Consider the following 15,083-nt stretch of genomic DNA (forward strand, 5'->3'; position numbering starts at 1 on the left):
CTGGACCAATTGTCTGGACCAGTTTTTCCTTGGGCTGTGGAGCGCGATTTCGATGCCGCATTTCCGCTAGTAATCCCTTGACCGCCGACAGGCGGTGCTAACGTTTGTCCAACCGGTCAAAATTTTGCGTAGCACGAAAACGCAGCGAAGACCAAGCGTTGGCCGCACCGAAACACGCTTACAAGGGGAAGTCCTGGTCATGTCCAACCGGCTGAAAGTCACGCCGAACGATCTCAGCGCATTCTGGATGCCGTTCACGGCAAACCGGCAGTTCAAGCAGGCGCCGCGCATGTTCGTGTCCGCCAAGGACATGCACTACACGACCAGCGACGGCCGCAAGGTGCTGGACGGCACCGCGGGCCTGTGGTGCGTGAACGCCGGCCACTGCCGGCCGAAGATCACCGAGGCGATCCAGAGCCAGGCCGCCGAGCTCGACTATGCGCCGGCCTTCCAGATGGGCCACCCGATCGTGTTCGAACTGGCGAACCGCTTGGTCGACATCGCGCCCAAGGGCATGGACCATGTCTTCTTCACCAATTCCGGTTCGGAATCGGTCGAGACCGCGCTGAAGATGGCGATCGCCTATCACCGGGTCAGGGGCGAGGGCTCGCGCACCCGCCTCATCGGCCGCGAGCGCGGCTATCACGGCGTCAATTTCGGCGGCATCTCGGTCGGTGGCATCGTCTCCAACCGCAAGATGTTCGGCACGCTGCTCGGCGGCGTCGACCACCTGCCGCACACGCACCTGCCGGAGAAGAACGCCTTCTCGAAGGGCGTGCCCGAGCATGGCGCCGAGCTCGCCAATGAGCTTGAGCGTCTCGTCACCCTGCATGACGCTTCGACCATCGCCGCCGTCATCGTCGAGCCGGTCGCCGGCTCCACCGGCGTCATCCTGCCGCCGAAGGGCTATCTGCAGAAGCTTCGGGAAATCTGCACCAAGCACGGCATATTGTTGATTTTCGATGAAGTGATCACCGGCTTCGGCCGTCTCGGCGCGCCGTTCGCGGCCGACTATTTCGGCGTCACGCCGGATATCATGACCACGGCCAAGGGCGTGTCGAACGGCGTCATCCCGATGGGCGCGGTGTTCGTCAAGAAGGAGATCCACGACGCCTTCATGACCGGCCCGGAGCACATGATCGAGTTCTTCCACGGCTACACCTATTCGGGCAATCCGATCGCCTGCGCCGCGGCGCTCGGCACGCTGGACACCTACAAGGAAGAGGGCCTGTTGACGCGCGGCGAGGAACTTGCGCCCTACTGGGAAGATGCGCTGCATTCGCTGAAGGGCGAGCCGCATGTCATCGACATCCGCAACATCGGCCTGATCGGTGCGATCGAGCTGGCGCCGATCGCCGGCAGCCCGACCAAGCGGGCGTTCTCCGCCTTCGTCAAGGCGTTCGAGCGCGGCGCGCTGATCCGCACCACCGGCGACATCATCGCGCTGTCGCCGCCGCTGATCATCACCAAGGGCCAGATCAACGAGCTGATCGACCATGTTCGCGATGTGCTGAGGTCGATCGACTGACAAGCCGGAGCGGGCACCCTGCCGTGGAGGGCAGGGTGTCCGCAAAGCCGCTGGCTGAGGTCGACGCCGCGGCGCCGACCTTCGGTGTGATTCAGGCAGGCTGCGCGCCGATGCCCGTCAGGATCACCCGCTTGATGTTTTCCTTGGCCTCCCGCCATTGCCGGTCGGAGAGCGACTTGCCGCCGTTCAGCGTCTCGATCTGGTGGCCGAAATCGGCGTAATGCTGGGTCGTGGCCCAGAGCATGTAGAGGAGGTGACGCGGGTCCACCGGGTCCATCTTGCCCTCCTCGATCCAGCGCCTGATGATCTCGACGCGGCCGTCGGTCCATTCGCGCAGCGTCGATTCCATGTAGTCCTGCAGCACCGGCGCGCCGTGCATCACTTCCGAGGCCCAGACCTTCGAGCCGTCTGGGTGGCGACGCGATATTTCCATCTTGGCGTCGATATAGGCGCTGATGCCGTCCACCGGGCCGCGCGCCGCGTCGAAGCAATTGGCCGCCTGCAGCCAGATCTCGAAAATGTTCTGGACGACGGACCGGTAGAGCTCTTCCTTGGTGGCGAAATAATAGTGGAGATTTGCCTTGGGCAGGCCCGCCAGGTCGGCGATCAACTGCATCGTGGCCCCACCGAACCCGGCTTCCGCGAACACCTTTTCGGCGGCGAGCAGGATGGCTTTTTCATTCTCCCGCCTTATGTCCTGTCGCCGCATGGGACGGCTGGGTTCGGTCATGTCTCCCCCAAGATTCTCGTTGACCGCTTGGTCAGCTTGTGTAGTCTGAAAGCTGACCATACGGTCAGGATGCAAACCACTCAAGGGGCGACAAGACCCCTGGTGAAAATGGGAACCGCAAATGGCCGCACCCGGCGAAAATCTGCGAATCAATTCAGACCGTTTGTGGGATTCCATCATGGAGATGGCGAAGATCGGCCCCGGCATCGCCGGCGGCAACAATCGCCAGACCGTGACCGACGAGGATGGCGAGGGTCGCCATCTGTTCAAGCGCTGGTGCGATGCCGCCGGGCTCGAAATGGGCGTCGACGAGATGGGCACCATGTTTGCCCGCCGCGAAGGCAGCGATCCCAGCCTGCCGCCGGTCTATGTCGGCAGCCATCTCGACACGCAGCCGACCGGCGGCAAGTATGACGGCGTGCTCGGCGTTCTGGGCGGGCTGGAGGTCGTGCGCTCGCTCAACGATCTCGGCATCAAGACAAGGCATCCGATCGTCGTCACCAACTGGACGAACGAGGAAGGCGCGCGCTTCGCGCCGGCGATGATGGCGTCCGGCGTGTTCGCCGGCGTGCTCGACCAGGCCGACGTCTACCAGCATGTCGACAAGGACGGCAAGAAGTTCGGCGAGGAGCTCGAGCGCATCGGCTGGAGGGGCACCGAGAAGGTCGGCGACCGCAAGATCCACGCCTTCTTCGAATTGCATATCGAGCAGGGACCGATCCTGGAGGACGAGGGCATCGACATCGGCGTGGTCACCCATGGGCAGGGCCTCAAATGGCTGCAGGTGACGCTGACCGGCAAGGAAGCGCATACCGGCTCGACGCCGATGCCGAAGCGCCGCAATGCAGGGCTCGGCATGGCGCGGGTAATCGAGCTGGTGCACGAGATCGCCATGGACTACCAGCCGGACGCCGTCGGCGCGGTCGGCCACATGCAGGCCTATCCGAACTCGCGCAATATCATCGCCGGCCGCACGGTCTTCACGATCGACATCCGCTCGCCGGAAAAGGAAGTGCTCGACGCCATGGACGGCCGCATCCGCGAGGGCATCGACACGATCTGCGACGCGCTCGACATCAAATACGAGATCGAGCAGGTCGGACATTTCGACCCGGTCACCTTCGACAAGAATTGCGTCAAGGCGATCCGCGATGCCGCGGAGCGGCTGGGCTACACGCACCGCAATATCGTCTCCGGAGCCGGCCACGATGCCTGCTGGATCAACCGCGTCGCGCCGACCGCGATGGTGATGTGCCCCTGCGTGGATGGCCTGTCTCACAACGAGGCTGAAGAGATCACCAAGGAATGGGCGGCGGCGGGCGCCGACGTGCTGTTCCACGCGGTGGTGGAAACGGCGGGAATCGTGGAGTGACCGACTAGAGCAATCGCCGTTTCACGGAAACGGCGATTGCTCTATCTCTTTGTTTTAACGCAATTTCGGACGGAAAACCGCTTCACACTTTTCCTGAAATTGCTCTAGACCAATCACCTCGCAACGCCGCTCGCAAAGAAGCGCGAAAGAACAGGGGAACAGATATGACCAAAGTCATCCGGAACGGCACCGTCGTCACCGCCGACCGTACGTGGAAGGCGGACGTGCTGATGCAGCACGGCAAGATCGTCGCCATCGGCTCGAACCTGCACGGTGACCACGAGTTCGACGCCACGGGCTGCTATGTCATGCCGGGCGGCATCGATCCGCACACCCATCTCGAAATGCCCTTCATGGGCACCTATTCGGCCGACGATTTCGAATCGGGCACGCGCGCGGCCCTTTCCGGCGGCACGACGATGGTGGTCGACTTCTGTCTGCCGGCGCCGCAGCAGTCGCTGCTGGAGGCGCTGCAGATGTGGGACAACAAGACCTCGAAGGCGTCATGCGACTATTCCTTCCACATGGCGATCACCTGGTGGGGCAAGCAGGTGTTCGACGAGATGGCTCAAGTCGTCGACCGGGGCATCACCTCGTTCAAGCACTTCATGGCCTATAAGGGAGCGCTGATGGTCGACGACGACGAGATGTATTCGTCGTTCCAGCGCTGCGCCGATCTCGGCGCGCTGCCGCTGGTCCATGCCGAGAACGGCGACGTGGTCGCCGCGCTCTCGCAAAAACTGCTTGCCGCCGGCAACAACGGCCCCGAAGGCCATGCCTATTCGCGTCCGCCGGAAGTGGAAGGCGAGGCGACTAATCGCGCCATCATGATCGCCGACATGGCGGGCGTGCCGCTCTATGTCGTGCATGTCTCGTGCGAGCAGAGCCACGAGGCGATCCGACGTGCGCGCCAGAAGGGCATGCGGGTGTTCGGCGAGCCGCTGATCCAGCACCTGACGCTCGACGAGAGCGAGTATTTCGACAAGGACTGGGACCATGCGGCGCGCCGCGTGATGAGCCCGCCCTTCCGCAACAAGCTGCACCAGGATTCGCTGTGGGCCGGCCTGCAGGCCGGATCGCTGCAAGTGGTGGCGACCGACCATTGCGCCTTCACCACCAAGCAGAAGCGCAACGGCGTCGGCGACTTCACCAAGATCCCGAACGGCACCGGCGGGCTCGAGGACCGCTTGCCGGTTCTGTGGACGAGAGGCGTCAACACCGGGCGGCTGACGATGAACGAGTTCGTCGCGGTGACCTCGACCAACATCGCCAAGATCCTCAACATGTATCCGAAGAAGGGCGCGATCGTCGAAGGCGCCGACGCAGACATCATCGTCTGGGATCCGAAGCGCAAGAAGACGATCTCGGCCAAGAAGCAGCAGTCGGTGATCGACTACAACGTCTTCGAAGGCGTCGAGGTGACAGGCCTGCCGCGCTTCGTCTTCTCGCGCGGCGAATTGTCGATCGAGGAGGCGGACGTCAAGGCCAAGGCCGGCCATGGCGAGTTCGTCGCCCGCGAGCCGAACGCCGCGGTCAACCGGGCGCTGTCGACCTGGAAGGAGATCTCCGCGCCGCGCAAGGTGGAGCGTACCGGCATCCCGGCCACCGGGGTCTGACCATGCGGGCTCCTTACCTGCTCCTGGCGGCGGCCGCGATGCTGGCCGCTGGCCATGGCCAGGCCGCGGGCATCGACCTGTCCAAGCCTTATGGCGACAAATATGGCTGCATCAACCGGAACGGCCAGGAGGTCGCCGCCGACAAGATGCTGCTTTTGACCGACAAGGAACTGATCACGGCGGCCAGCGCCTGCACCTTCAGCGACAGCCAGGCGCAGGCTGATGGATCGCTCGTGGTGACGGCAAAATGCGAGGCTGAAGGCGAAGAGGGACAGGCGCCGGCCAAGTTCACCATCAAGCGCAGCGCGAAGAACGCGAAGAAGTTGGTGGTGGCCGACGAAGACGGCAATGTGATGGGCGAAGTCGCGCGATGCAAGTAACGGCGGCCCCACCAGCCTCAGGCAACCAGAGCATCCAGTTCCGGCAGCAGGACGACGCTTTCCTGCTCGTTGGGATCGGTGCGGGCAATGACGGCCGAGGACGGGGCGTTGCTCAGATTGGCCGGCAGATGCGGCACTCCCGCCGGAATGTAGAACAGGTCGCCGGCCTTGACGACGATATGATGCTCGAGCCGGTCGCCGTACCAGGTGTGGACTTCGCCCGAGAGCACATAGATGGCCGTCTCGTGGCTTTCATGCATATGCGCCTTGGCGCGGGCGCCGGGCGGCATGGTGAGAAGATGCATGCAGATGCCGGACGAGCCGACGGTTTCGGCGGCGATGCCGGCGAAATAGCTCAGCCCCTGCTTGCCCTGATAGGTGCTTTCGGGGCGAACGAGACGACAGGTGGGTTTAGGCGACATCGGCAAGGCTCCGGGCGGCGTCGATCGGGTGGGACAGGACGAGTGGAAAGCAACGCTATCATAAAATCAACCGGATTGCGGACAGTACGGCAGCGGCTGCGAAAGACAGGCTGCAGCCAATGACCGAACAGCCGCCAGCCGTCGTTTCGGCAAGCAAGCTCGGCCTCACCTTCCAGACCAATGACGGTCCGGTGCAGGCGCTGTCCAACGTCGATCTGACCATCGGCAAGGGCGAATTCGTCTCCTTCATCGGGCCGTCGGGCTGCGGCAAGACCACTTTGCTGCGCGTCATCGCCGACCTGGAGAAGGCAACCTCGGGCGCGATCTCCGTCAATGGCATGACGCCAGAGCAGGCGCGCGAGAAACGCGCCTATGGCTATGTGTTCCAGGCGGCGGCCCTGTTCCCGTGGCGCACGATCGAGCGCAATGTGGCGCTGCCGCTGGAGATCATCGGGCTCAGCCAGTCCGAGCAGGCCGAGCGCATCAAGCGCACGATGGAGCTGGTCAACCTCTCGGGCTTCGAGAAGAAATATCCCTGGCAGCTTTCCGGCGGCATGCAGCAGCGCGCCTCGATCGCACGCGCTCTCGCCTTCGATGCCGACCTGCTTTTGATGGACGAGCCGTTCGGCGCGCTGGACGAGATCGTGCGCGACCATCTGAACGAACAGCTTCTGGAACTATGGGAGCGCACCAACAAGACGATCTGCTTCGTCACCCATTCGATCCCCGAGGCTGTGTATCTCTCGACGCGCATCGTCGTGATGTCGCCGCGGCCCGGCCGCGTCACCGACGTCATCGAATCGACGCTGCCGAGGAAGCGGCCGCTCGACATCCGCGAGACGCCGGAGTTTTTGGCGATTGCTGCCCGCGTGCGCGACGGCTTGAGAGCGGGGCACAGCTATGATGATTGAGGGGGATGAGTTTCCTCCTCTCCCCCACGGGGAGAGGGTGGCCGCGCAGCGGCCAGGTGAGGGGCTGTCTATGGGCCCGACCAAAAGAAAATCGGGCGCAACGTCCCGAGCCCGGGAACTCCGGATCGACGAAACCGAAGCCGAGTACAGGCTTTGGGGCGAACTGAGAGGGCGGCACCTCAACGGCTACAAGTTCGTGCGGCAAGTGCCGCTGGGTCCTTTCTTCGCGGATTTTGTGTGTCGTGAGAAAGCGTTGATCGTCGAAATAGACGGTAGCCAGCATGCGGACTCATCAACTGACGCGGCGAGGACCGCTTGGCTGAATCGCAACGGCTACTCTGTTCTTCGGTTCTGGAATCAAGAGGTCTTGGCGGAACGGAGGGCGGTGCTGGATACGATCCTGGCCGTGCTTGAGGGGCGGATACACTCACCCTCACCCGGCCTTTGCTTCGCTCCGGCCACCCTCTCCCCGTGGGGGAGAGGAGAAGGGCAGCGCTAGATGGACACTTTCCGCTCGAAAGTCATCCCCGTCACCACCATCCTCGCCGGCGCGGTAATCCTCTGGTATGTCTTTGCCGTCATCCTCAACGCGCCGTTCCAGCGCGACCTCGACCGCCGAGCCAAGGAGACGCCCGGCACTGTCGAGTTTATCGGCAAGACGCTGGCGCAGCCGAAGCCGACGCTGCCGGCGCCGCACCAGGTGGCGGTGAATTTCTTCGAAAACACCTTTTTGCGATCCGTCACGTCGAACCGCAGCCTGGTCTACAACGCCTGGGTGACACTGTCCTCGACGCTGCTCGGCTTTGCCTTCGGCACAGCGCTCGGCATCCTGATTGCGGTGGGTATCGTGCATGTGGCGACGCTCGACCGCAGCCTGATGCCCTGGATCATCGCTTCGCAGACCATTCCGATCCTGGCGGTGGCGCCGATGATCATCGTGGTTCTGGCGGCAATCGGCATCACCGGCCTGATCCCCAAGGCGCTGATCTCGACCTATCTGTCGTTCTTCCCGGTGGCCGTCGGCATGGTGAAGGGCCTGCGCTCCCCCGAGCTCATGCATCTCGATCTTATGCATACCTATAACGCCAGCGCCTCGCAGACATTCTGGAAGCTGCGCGTGCCGGCCTCGGTGCCGTTCCTGTTTACCTCGATGAAGGTGGCGGTGGCGGCAAGCCTTGTCGGGGCCATCGTCGGCGAACTGCCGACCGGAGCGGTCGCCGGCATCGGCGCCAAGCTGCTCGCCGGCGCCTATTACAGCCAGACCATCGATATCTGGTCAGCCCTGGTCGCGGGCTCGATCGTCGCGGCACTGCTGGTGATGGTCGTCGGCATTGCCGGACGCCTCGTCGACCGGGCCATGGGCGGGAGGCCGGCATGAGCTGGTTGAAACCGTCCTGGCAACCGGTGCTGGCGATGGCGCTGTGCCTCATCGCCTTCGCGCTCGGCGCAATGTCGAAGCCCGAAGCAGCCGCGCTGGCGGAGCCGGCCGCAACGCTGGCCTATCCCTATATGGGCGCGAAAGGGCTGATCATCGGGCTGTTGCTCGTCGCTGCACTGGTCTCGATGGTGAGGCTCACGCCGATCGTTGAAGCTATCCTGCTGTTCGTCGGCGCCCATGCCGCAGCCTGGCTTTTGATCAAGGGCATAGCCGGTTTCGAAGGCACCGCGCTGGCGCCGTATTTCCTGTTGCTTGCCGCCGCCTGGTTGCTTGCCTGGCGCTGTGTCGCCTTGCTGTCGTCGCTACGCCCCAAGCAGGGCTGGGCGAAGACTGCGCTGCGCCTGATCATCCCGGCGATCTTCGGCGCCTGGATCCTGATCATCTGGGAGGCGGTGACGCGCGGCGCCGGCATCCCCTTCATCCTCTTGCCACCGCCCAGCGCCATCGGGGCGCGTATCGCCAACTCGCTGCCGATCCTGGGGTCGGACGTGCGCCAGACGATCTTCAAGGCGGTGCTGATCGGCTATGTCGTCGGCAACCTCGCCGGCTTTATCGTCGCCATCCTCGCCGACCGCGTGCCGTTCCTGCGGCGCGGCCTGCTACCGATCGGCAATATGGTTTCGGCGCTGCCGATCATCGGTGTCGCGCCGATCATGGTCATGTGGTTCGGCTTCGACTGGCCGTCCAAGGCAGCGGTCGTCATCATCATGACCTTCTTCCCGATGCTGGTGAATACGGTCGCCGGGCTGGCCGCATCCGGGCATATGGAACGCGACCTGATGCGCACTTATGCATCGGGCTATTGGCCGACCTTGCTCAAGCTCAGGCTGCCGGCCGCGATGCCGTTCATCTTCAATGCGCTGAAGATCAACTCGACGCTGGCGCTGATCGGCGCCATCGTCGCGGAGTTCTTCGGTACGCCCGTGGTCGGCATGGGATTCCGCATCTCGACGGAAGTCGGGCGGATGAACATCGACATGGTGTGGGCCGAAATCGCAGTTGCAGCACTTGCGGGTTCGGTCTTTTATGGCGTGGTCGCTCTCATCGAGAGAGCCGTCACGTTTTGGCATCCCTCTGTCCGAGGTGGATAGGGGCGGTGGGTTTGGGTGCTAACTTCAGAGGGTAATAACATGAAAAGACTGCTGATTTCTGCTTTGGCCGGCGCCATGTCGCTGGCCGCCTTCCAGGCGATGGCCGCCGACAAGGTGACACTGCAGCTGAAATGGGTCACGCAGGCCCAGTTCGCCGGCTACTATGTCGCCAAGGCCAAGGGCTTCTACGATGCCGAAGGGCTCGACGTCGACATCAAGCCGGGCGGTCCCGACATCGCGCCCGAGCAGGTGATCGCCGGCGGCGGCGCCGACGTCATCGTCGACTGGATGGGCGGGGCGCTCGCGGCCCGCGACAAGGGCGTGATGCTCGTCAACATCGCCCAGCCGTTCAAGAAGGCGGGCATGGAACTGGTCTGCCCCAAGGATGGACCGATCAAGACGGAAGCCGACTTCAAGGGCCACACGCTCGGCGTCTGGTTCTTCGGCAACGAATATCCGTTCTACGCCTGGATGAACAAGATCGGCCTCAAGACCGATGGCGGCCCTGACGGCGTGACCGTGCTCAAGCAGAGCTTCGACGTGCAACCGCTGATCCAGAAGCAGGCCGACTGCATCTCGGTCATGACCTATAACGAATACGGCCAGGTGCTGGACGCCGGCTACAAGCCGGAAGACCTCACCGTCTTCAACTACTCCGCCATGGGCAACGACCTGTTGGAGGACGGGCTCTACACGCTCGAGGACAAGCTCAAGGATCCGGCCTTCGAGGACAAGATGGTGCGCTTCGTGCGCGCCTCGATGAAGGGTTGGAAATACGCCACGGAGAACACCGACGAGGCGGCCGGAATCGTCGTCGACGCCGGCGGCCAGGACGAGAACCACCAGAAGTTCATGATGAAGGAAGTGGCCAAGCTGATCGACAATGCAGACGGCAAGCTTATCCCGGCCGCTTACGAGCGCACCGCCAAGGCGCTGCTCGACCAGAAGATCATCAGCAAGGAGGCGAGCGGCGCCTACACGACCGCGATCACCGACAAGGCGATCAAGTAGGCTCCGTTCTCGACGCGGAAGCTGGAAAAGGGGCGGGCGACCGCCCCTTTTTCTTTGGTCGCGGTAAAATAATTGTGTGTGTGGATACATCCGGGCACCCAACCGTTGCATTGATGCATCCGCGCGTCGGGGAGCCGTGCTGGATGCTGCAACCAACGGAGGTTCTCATGCGCATCCTATCCGTGCCGATGCTCTCGGCTTTAGCCGTCTCGACCGCCTTTCTCCTCGCATCGCCGGCCATGGCCGAGACGATGAAGTTCAAGGCGACGCTCGACGGCAGCCAGCAGAGCCCGCCCGTAACCACCAAGGGCAAGGGAACCGCCACATTCACCTTCGACAGCACAAGCAAGAAGCTCAGCTGGAATGTCAAATATTCCGGCCTCAGCGGACCTGCCGTGGCCGCCCACATCCACGGACCGGCGGACATGGGCGCGAACGCGGATCCCGTGATCCCGTTCAAGAAGCTGAAGAGCCCGATCAAGGGGTCGGCGACGCTGACCGACGCGCAGGCAGCCGACCTCGAGGCCGGCAAATACTACGTCAACGTCCACACCGCCAAGAACAAGGACGGCGAGATCCGCGGCCAGATCGAGAAGGCGATGTGAAGACGCAAAAGGGGCGGTTTAGCGCCCCTTTTGTCGTGCAGCCGGCAGAAAGGCTGCCTCAGCTCTTCTCACGGATTTGCGTCAGCGTGCGGGTCGGCGTGATCGCCTCGGGATCGAGTTTGATCTCGACGATCGCCGGCTTGCCGCTGGCGCGCGCGCGCTCGAAGGCGGGCGCGAAGTCGGCGGTCTTTTCGACCGTTTCGCCATGGCCGCCATAGGCGCGGGCCAGCGCCGCGAAGTCGGGGTTCTTGAGATCTGTGGCGACGACGCGGCTTGGATATTCCCGCTCCTGATGCATGCGGATCGTGCCGTAAATGCCGTTGTTGACGACGATCACGATGATCGGCAGGTCATATTGGACAGCCGTCGCGAACTCCTGGCCGTTCATCAGGAAGCAGCCGTCGCCGGCGAAGGCAACCACGGTGCGATCCGGAAACAGCGATTTGGCGGCGACCGCGGCCGGCGTGCCGTAGCCCATCGAGCCGGACGTGGGCGCCGCTTGCGTGCCGAAGCGGCGGGAGCGGTAGAAGCGATGCACCCAGGTGGCGTAATTGCCGGCGCCGTTGGTGAGGATGGCATCCTCCGGCAGAACCTTTCCCAGATAGTCCATGATCGGGCCCATCTGGACGGCGCCCGGACCGGTCTGGGGCGGCGTTGACCATTCGAGATAGGCGGCGTGCGCATTTTCCGTTTCGGCCGCCCGGGTGGGCTTGGCCGTTGGCCTGCGCTTGGCGAAAGCCTCGACGAAGGCGGCGGGCGAAGCGTTGATCGCCACGGTCGGCCGGTAGACGCGGCCGAGTTCGCCGGCATCGGCATGGACATGCACCAGCGCCTGGTCGGGGTAGGGGCTCTTCAGCAGCGTGTAGTCGGAAGACGGCATCTCGCCCAGGCGGCCACCGAGCAAGAGCACGACATCGGCCTGCTTGATCCGCTCCGCCAGGTTCGGATTGATGCCGATGCCGACATCGCCGGCGTAGTTCGGATGGAGGTGGTCGAACAGCATCTGGCGGCGGAAGGAGCAGCCGACCGGCAGCGACCAGGTCTCGGCGATCGTGCGCATATGCGCCACGGCTTCCTCGTTCCAGCGCGTGCCGCCCAGAATGACGAAAGGACGCTTGGCATTGCTCAGCAACATCTCCAGCGCATCGAGCTCGGCCTCGCCTGGACGCGTCTCGACAGGCGTGTGCGGCAGCGCTTCCGGAGCCTCGACCTCGCTGGTCAGCATGTCTTCCGGCAGCGAGATGACCACAGGGCCCGGGCGGCCGGAGGTCGCGACCGCGAAGGCGCGGGTGACGAATTCGGGGATGCGCGCGGCATCGTCGATCTCGACCACCCATTTGGCGATGTCGCCGAAGAAGCGTTTGTAGTCGACCTCCTGGAACGCCTCGCGCTCCTTGGCGTGGCTGGCGACCTGGCCGATGAACAGGATCATCGGCACCGAATCCTGCATGGCGATGTGGATGCCGGCCGAGGCATTGGTCGCGCCGGGGCCGCGGGTGACGAAGCAGATGCCGGCCTTGCCGGTCAGCCGTCCCTGGCAGTCGGCCATCATCGCGGCGCCGCCTTCCTGGCGGCAGACGATGGTGCGGATCGAAGAGTCATGCAGCGCGTCGAGCACCGCGAGATAGGATTCGCCCGGAACGCAGAAGATGCGGTCGGTGCCGTTGGCTTCCAGCGCCTCGACGATCAGTTGTCCGCCGGTCTTCATTTTGCTCTCTCCAGTTCGGCAAGGATTTCGTCCGTGTGCTCGCCAAGGCGCGGCGAAGGGCGCTCATAGACGAGCGGCGTGCCCGACATCACCATCGGCGCGCGCACCGAGGGCAGGCGATTGCCGTGGCCGTCGTCGAGGTCGAGCCGCATGCCGCGCGCGATGGTCTGCGGATCGGCGAACATCTGGCCGATCGTGTTGATCGGGCTCGCCGGCACGCCGGCGGCTTCCAGCTTCGCCAGCAACGGATCGCGATCGAACGCGGCCAGCGTCTCGACGATCCGCTCGCGCAGCTTCACGCGGTTGGCGACGCGGGCAGGGTTGGTGGCGAAATCAGGATCGGCGGGCAGATCGGCGATGCCGACGGCGGCGCAGAACTTGCCGAACTGCCCGTCATTGCCGACCGCGAGGATGATGTGGCCGTCCCTCACCGGCAGGACTTCGTAGGGGGCGATGTTCATATGCGCATTCCCCATCTGCACCGGCGACTTGCCCGAGACCAGATAGTTGAGGTTCTGGTTGCCGAGCGCCGAAATCTGGCTGTCGTAGAGCGCCATGTCGACATGCTGGCCCTCGCCGGTCTTTTCGGCATGGCGAAGTGCTGCCTGGATGGCGATCACCGAATAGAGGCCGGTGAAGAGATCCGAGATGGCGACGCCGGCCTTCTGCGGCTCACGGCCGGGCTCGCCGGTAATCGACATCATGCCGGCCATGGCCTGGATGATGAAATCGTAACCCGCGCGTGGCGCGTAGGGCCCATTCTGGCCGAAGCCTGTGATCGAGCAATAGACAAGCCGCGGATTGATCGCCTTCAGGCTTTCGTAGTCGAGGCCGTATTTCTTCAGGCCGCCGAGCTTGAAGTTCTCGATCAGCACGTCGGCCGTGGCGATCAGCCTGCGCAGCGTCTCGGCACCCTCGGGCTTGGAGAAATCGACGGCGATAGAGCGTTTGCCGCGATTGCAGGAGTGATAATAAGCGGCCGAAAGGTTCTCGCCATCATGGCTCATGACGAAGGGCGGACCCCATTTGCGGGTATCGTCGCCGCCATCGGGGCTCTCGACCTTGATGACATCGGCGCCGAGATCGGCCAGCAATTGCCCGGCCCAGGGACCGGCCAGGATGCGAGCAAGTTCGATAACGCGGATGCCTTTCAGCGGAGGGGCGGTCATGGATCACCGTGTTCTAACGAAACGCAGGCTCTAGCAACACGCACCGGCCGTGTCACGACCCATACGATAGGCCACGCCGGATCAGGATTTCAGCACGCCGTCGGCCCAAGCGGCGAAATCATTCATGACGGAGTCGCGGTTGATCTCGTTCAGGCTTTCATGGCGGGTTTCCGGATAAACCTTTGAAACCAGATTCGAAAAGCCCAATGCCCGCATGCGTTTTGCCAGGTGATGGACGGCCTTGCCGTAGTCCGACGCGGGGTCTTTCTCGCCGCCGACAAGGTTGACGAAGAGATCGCGCCGGACGCCGGCAAAGCTCTGGTCCTTGCCGCCATGAAGCGCCATGTCGACCACATCGCGCCACATCGAGACCGACGCATCCCAGCCGCAGAGCGGGTCGGCGACATATTTGTCGACCTCGACCGGGTCGCGCGACAGCCAGTCGAACAAGGTCCGGTGGTCGGGCACCGCCTTGCCCCAGGCCTGGAAGGTGAGTTTGGGCAAAAGGCGAGACGGCACGTCGGAACCCAGCCGCATCCGCTCCCAGCCGAGGATGAGCAGCGCCAATTGCCCGAGCAGGCCTTGCGAGAAATTGCCGTTCCAGATCGCGGCGGCATGGACACACTCGGAGTGGCGCAGGACGAAGTTCAGCGCGACCGAGGCGCCGAGCGAATGGCCGAAGATGATGACCGGCAATCCCGGATGCTCGGCCGCGATCAGGTCGTGAACGGTATCGACGTCGGCGATCACCTTGGCGATGCCGTCGCTGTCGGCGAATTTGCCGAGCGGCGCGCCGGGAGCCTTGGTCGCGCCATGGCCGCGATGGTCATGGGCATAGACGTGAAATCCGCGCGGCCCCAGGAAATCGGCAAAGCGGGCGTAGCGCGCCGCATGCTCGGCCAGGCCATGGTTGATCTGGACCACGGCGCGCGGATTTCCGGCGGCTTCTTTCACATAAAGGTTGAGGTCGGCCCCGGTCGGTGAAGCCAGCCTGGTCTTTCTGTCGAATGGCATGTCTCGCTCCCTCGGTGACTGTTGAGCGAGGGCTTTGCCGACGTCAAGTGGACGAGCGCGCCTGACGATATGCTTACGCCGGCAATCC

Annotated in this window: 15 protein-coding genes; 10 read left to right on the top strand and 5 right to left on the bottom strand. The window is 63.7% G+C overall.

Annotation, left to right across the window (positions count from 1 at the left end; translation table 11 throughout):
• Nucleotides 1–199 precede the first annotated feature (199 nt).
• Complete coding sequence (locus tag FJ430_RS15505) at nucleotides 200–1,528, top strand: aspartate aminotransferase family protein (RefSeq protein WP_140647603.1); 1,329 nt, start codon at nucleotides 200–202, stop codon at nucleotides 1,526–1,528.
• A gap of 91 nt (nucleotides 1,529–1,619) precedes the next feature.
• Here the strand turns inward: FJ430_RS15505 and FJ430_RS15510 are convergent, their stop codons facing one another.
• Nucleotides 1,620–2,258: a TetR/AcrR family transcriptional regulator gene (locus FJ430_RS15510; RefSeq protein WP_140706439.1), complete on the bottom strand. Its 639-nt coding sequence runs from the start codon at nucleotides 2,256–2,258 to the stop codon at nucleotides 1,620–1,622.
• Nucleotides 2,259–2,379: 121 nt separating this feature from the next.
• Between FJ430_RS15510 and FJ430_RS15515 the strand changes: the two genes are divergently transcribed.
• From FJ430_RS15515 to FJ430_RS15525, 3 genes are all read left to right on the top strand, one after another.
• Nucleotides 2,380–3,630: a Zn-dependent hydrolase gene (locus FJ430_RS15515; protein ID WP_140706436.1), complete on the top strand. Its 1,251-nt coding sequence runs from the start codon at nucleotides 2,380–2,382 to the stop codon at nucleotides 3,628–3,630.
• A gap of 164 nt (nucleotides 3,631–3,794) precedes the next feature.
• Entirely contained in the window at nucleotides 3,795–5,246 is a 1,452-nt protein-coding gene (hydA, locus tag FJ430_RS15520; RefSeq protein ID WP_140647600.1) for a dihydropyrimidinase, read from the top strand.
• Nucleotides 5,247–5,248: 2 nt separating this feature from the next.
• Entirely contained in the window at nucleotides 5,249–5,626 is a 378-nt protein-coding gene (locus tag FJ430_RS15525; protein ID WP_140706434.1) for a hypothetical protein, read from the top strand.
• A 17-nt stretch (nucleotides 5,627–5,643) separates the two neighbouring features.
• On the opposite strand, the gene FJ430_RS15530 is transcribed toward FJ430_RS15525, so the two are convergent.
• Complete coding sequence (locus FJ430_RS15530) at nucleotides 5,644–6,048, bottom strand: cupin domain-containing protein (protein WP_140647598.1); 405 nt, start codon at nucleotides 6,046–6,048, stop codon at nucleotides 5,644–5,646.
• Nucleotides 6,049–6,167: 119 nt separating this feature from the next.
• Between FJ430_RS15530 and FJ430_RS15535 the strand changes: the two genes are divergently transcribed.
• The 6 genes from FJ430_RS15535 to FJ430_RS15560 all read left to right on the top strand — a co-directional run bounded on the left by FJ430_RS15535 (nucleotide 6,168) and on the right by FJ430_RS15560 (nucleotide 11,104).
• A complete protein-coding gene (locus tag FJ430_RS15535) occupies nucleotides 6,168–6,959 on the top strand; it encodes an ABC transporter ATP-binding protein (RefSeq protein ID WP_140647597.1) in 792 nt (263 codons plus the stop codon).
• Between the two features lie 70 nt (nucleotides 6,960–7,029).
• The gene (locus FJ430_RS15540; RefSeq protein ID WP_226892205.1) at nucleotides 7,030–7,458 is read left to right on the top strand and encodes an endonuclease domain-containing protein; all 429 of its coding nucleotides are present in this window, start codon (nucleotides 7,030–7,032) and stop codon (nucleotides 7,456–7,458) included.
• Nucleotides 7,459–8,337: an ABC transporter permease gene (locus tag FJ430_RS15545; protein WP_140706430.1), complete on the top strand. Its 879-nt coding sequence runs from the start codon at nucleotides 7,459–7,461 to the stop codon at nucleotides 8,335–8,337. It abuts the gene before it with no gap.
• Nucleotides 8,334–9,488, top strand: a complete 1,155-nt coding sequence (locus FJ430_RS15550; RefSeq protein WP_140706428.1) for an ABC transporter permease — start codon at nucleotides 8,334–8,336, stop codon at nucleotides 9,486–9,488. The genes FJ430_RS15545 and FJ430_RS15550 overlap by 4 nt, the downstream gene beginning before the upstream one ends.
• Before the next feature lie 39 nt (nucleotides 9,489–9,527).
• Nucleotides 9,528–10,499, top strand: coding sequence for an ABC transporter substrate-binding protein (locus FJ430_RS15555; RefSeq protein ID WP_140657515.1), 972 nt, complete (start codon nucleotides 9,528–9,530; stop codon nucleotides 10,497–10,499).
• A 167-nt stretch (nucleotides 10,500–10,666) separates the two neighbouring features.
• Nucleotides 10,667–11,104, top strand: coding sequence for a CHRD domain-containing protein (locus FJ430_RS15560; RefSeq protein ID WP_140706426.1), 438 nt, complete (start codon nucleotides 10,667–10,669; stop codon nucleotides 11,102–11,104).
• 58 nt (nucleotides 11,105–11,162) lie between these two features.
• Here the strand turns inward: FJ430_RS15560 and FJ430_RS15565 are convergent, their stop codons facing one another.
• The 3 genes from FJ430_RS15565 to FJ430_RS15575 form a co-directional block, all read right to left on the bottom strand.
• Nucleotides 11,163–12,812, bottom strand: a complete 1,650-nt coding sequence (locus FJ430_RS15565) for a thiamine pyrophosphate-binding protein (RefSeq protein ID WP_140706424.1) — start codon at nucleotides 12,810–12,812, stop codon at nucleotides 11,163–11,165.
• Entirely contained in the window at nucleotides 12,809–13,981 is a 1,173-nt protein-coding gene (locus tag FJ430_RS15570) for a CaiB/BaiF CoA transferase family protein (protein WP_140706422.1), read from the bottom strand. Before FJ430_RS15570 ends, FJ430_RS15565 begins: the two co-directional genes overlap by 4 nt.
• An 81-nt stretch (nucleotides 13,982–14,062) precedes the next feature.
• The gene (locus FJ430_RS15575) at nucleotides 14,063–14,995 is read right to left on the bottom strand and encodes an alpha/beta fold hydrolase (RefSeq protein ID WP_140706420.1); all 933 of its coding nucleotides are present in this window, start codon (nucleotides 14,993–14,995) and stop codon (nucleotides 14,063–14,065) included.
• Nucleotides 14,996–15,083: the final 88 nt, after the last annotated feature.

Source organism: Mesorhizobium sp. B2-8-5 (genome assembly GCF_006440675.2).
In the GTDB taxonomy this organism is placed as follows: Bacteria; Pseudomonadota; Alphaproteobacteria; order Rhizobiales; family Rhizobiaceae; genus Mesorhizobium.

Excerpts from the sequence above, each read along its gene's own strand:
- FJ430_RS15565 (WP_140706424.1), bottom strand. The coding sequence starts at position 12,812 with ATGAAGACCGGCGGACAACTGATCGTCGAGGCGCTGGAAGCCAACGGC.
- hydA (WP_140647600.1), top strand. The coding sequence starts at position 3,795 with ATGACCAAAGTCATCCGGAACGGCACCGTCGTCACCGCCGACCGTACG.
- FJ430_RS15555 (WP_140657515.1), top strand. The coding sequence starts at position 9,528 with ATGAAAAGACTGCTGATTTCTGCTTTGGCCGGCGCCATGTCGCTGGCC.
- FJ430_RS15525 (WP_140706434.1), top strand. The coding sequence starts at position 5,249 with ATGCGGGCTCCTTACCTGCTCCTGGCGGCGGCCGCGATGCTGGCCGCT.
- FJ430_RS15540 (WP_226892205.1), top strand. The coding sequence starts at position 7,030 with ATGGGCCCGACCAAAAGAAAATCGGGCGCAACGTCCCGAGCCCGGGAA.
- FJ430_RS15510 (WP_140706439.1), bottom strand. The coding sequence starts at position 2,258 with ATGACCGAACCCAGCCGTCCCATGCGGCGACAGGACATAAGGCGGGAG.
- FJ430_RS15570 (WP_140706422.1), bottom strand. The coding sequence starts at position 13,981 with ATGACCGCCCCTCCGCTGAAAGGCATCCGCGTTATCGAACTTGCTCGC.
- FJ430_RS15535 (WP_140647597.1), top strand. The coding sequence starts at position 6,168 with ATGACCGAACAGCCGCCAGCCGTCGTTTCGGCAAGCAAGCTCGGCCTC.
- FJ430_RS15575 (WP_140706420.1), bottom strand. The coding sequence starts at position 14,995 with ATGCCATTCGACAGAAAGACCAGGCTGGCTTCACCGACCGGGGCCGAC.
- FJ430_RS15560 (WP_140706426.1), top strand. The coding sequence starts at position 10,667 with ATGCGCATCCTATCCGTGCCGATGCTCTCGGCTTTAGCCGTCTCGACC.
- FJ430_RS15550 (WP_140706428.1), top strand. The coding sequence starts at position 8,334 with ATGAGCTGGTTGAAACCGTCCTGGCAACCGGTGCTGGCGATGGCGCTG.
- FJ430_RS15530 (WP_140647598.1), bottom strand. The coding sequence starts at position 6,048 with ATGTCGCCTAAACCCACCTGTCGTCTCGTTCGCCCCGAAAGCACCTAT.
- FJ430_RS15515 (WP_140706436.1), top strand. The coding sequence starts at position 2,380 with ATGGCCGCACCCGGCGAAAATCTGCGAATCAATTCAGACCGTTTGTGG.
- FJ430_RS15545 (WP_140706430.1), top strand. The coding sequence starts at position 7,459 with ATGGACACTTTCCGCTCGAAAGTCATCCCCGTCACCACCATCCTCGCC.
- FJ430_RS15505 (WP_140647603.1), top strand. The coding sequence starts at position 200 with ATGTCCAACCGGCTGAAAGTCACGCCGAACGATCTCAGCGCATTCTGG.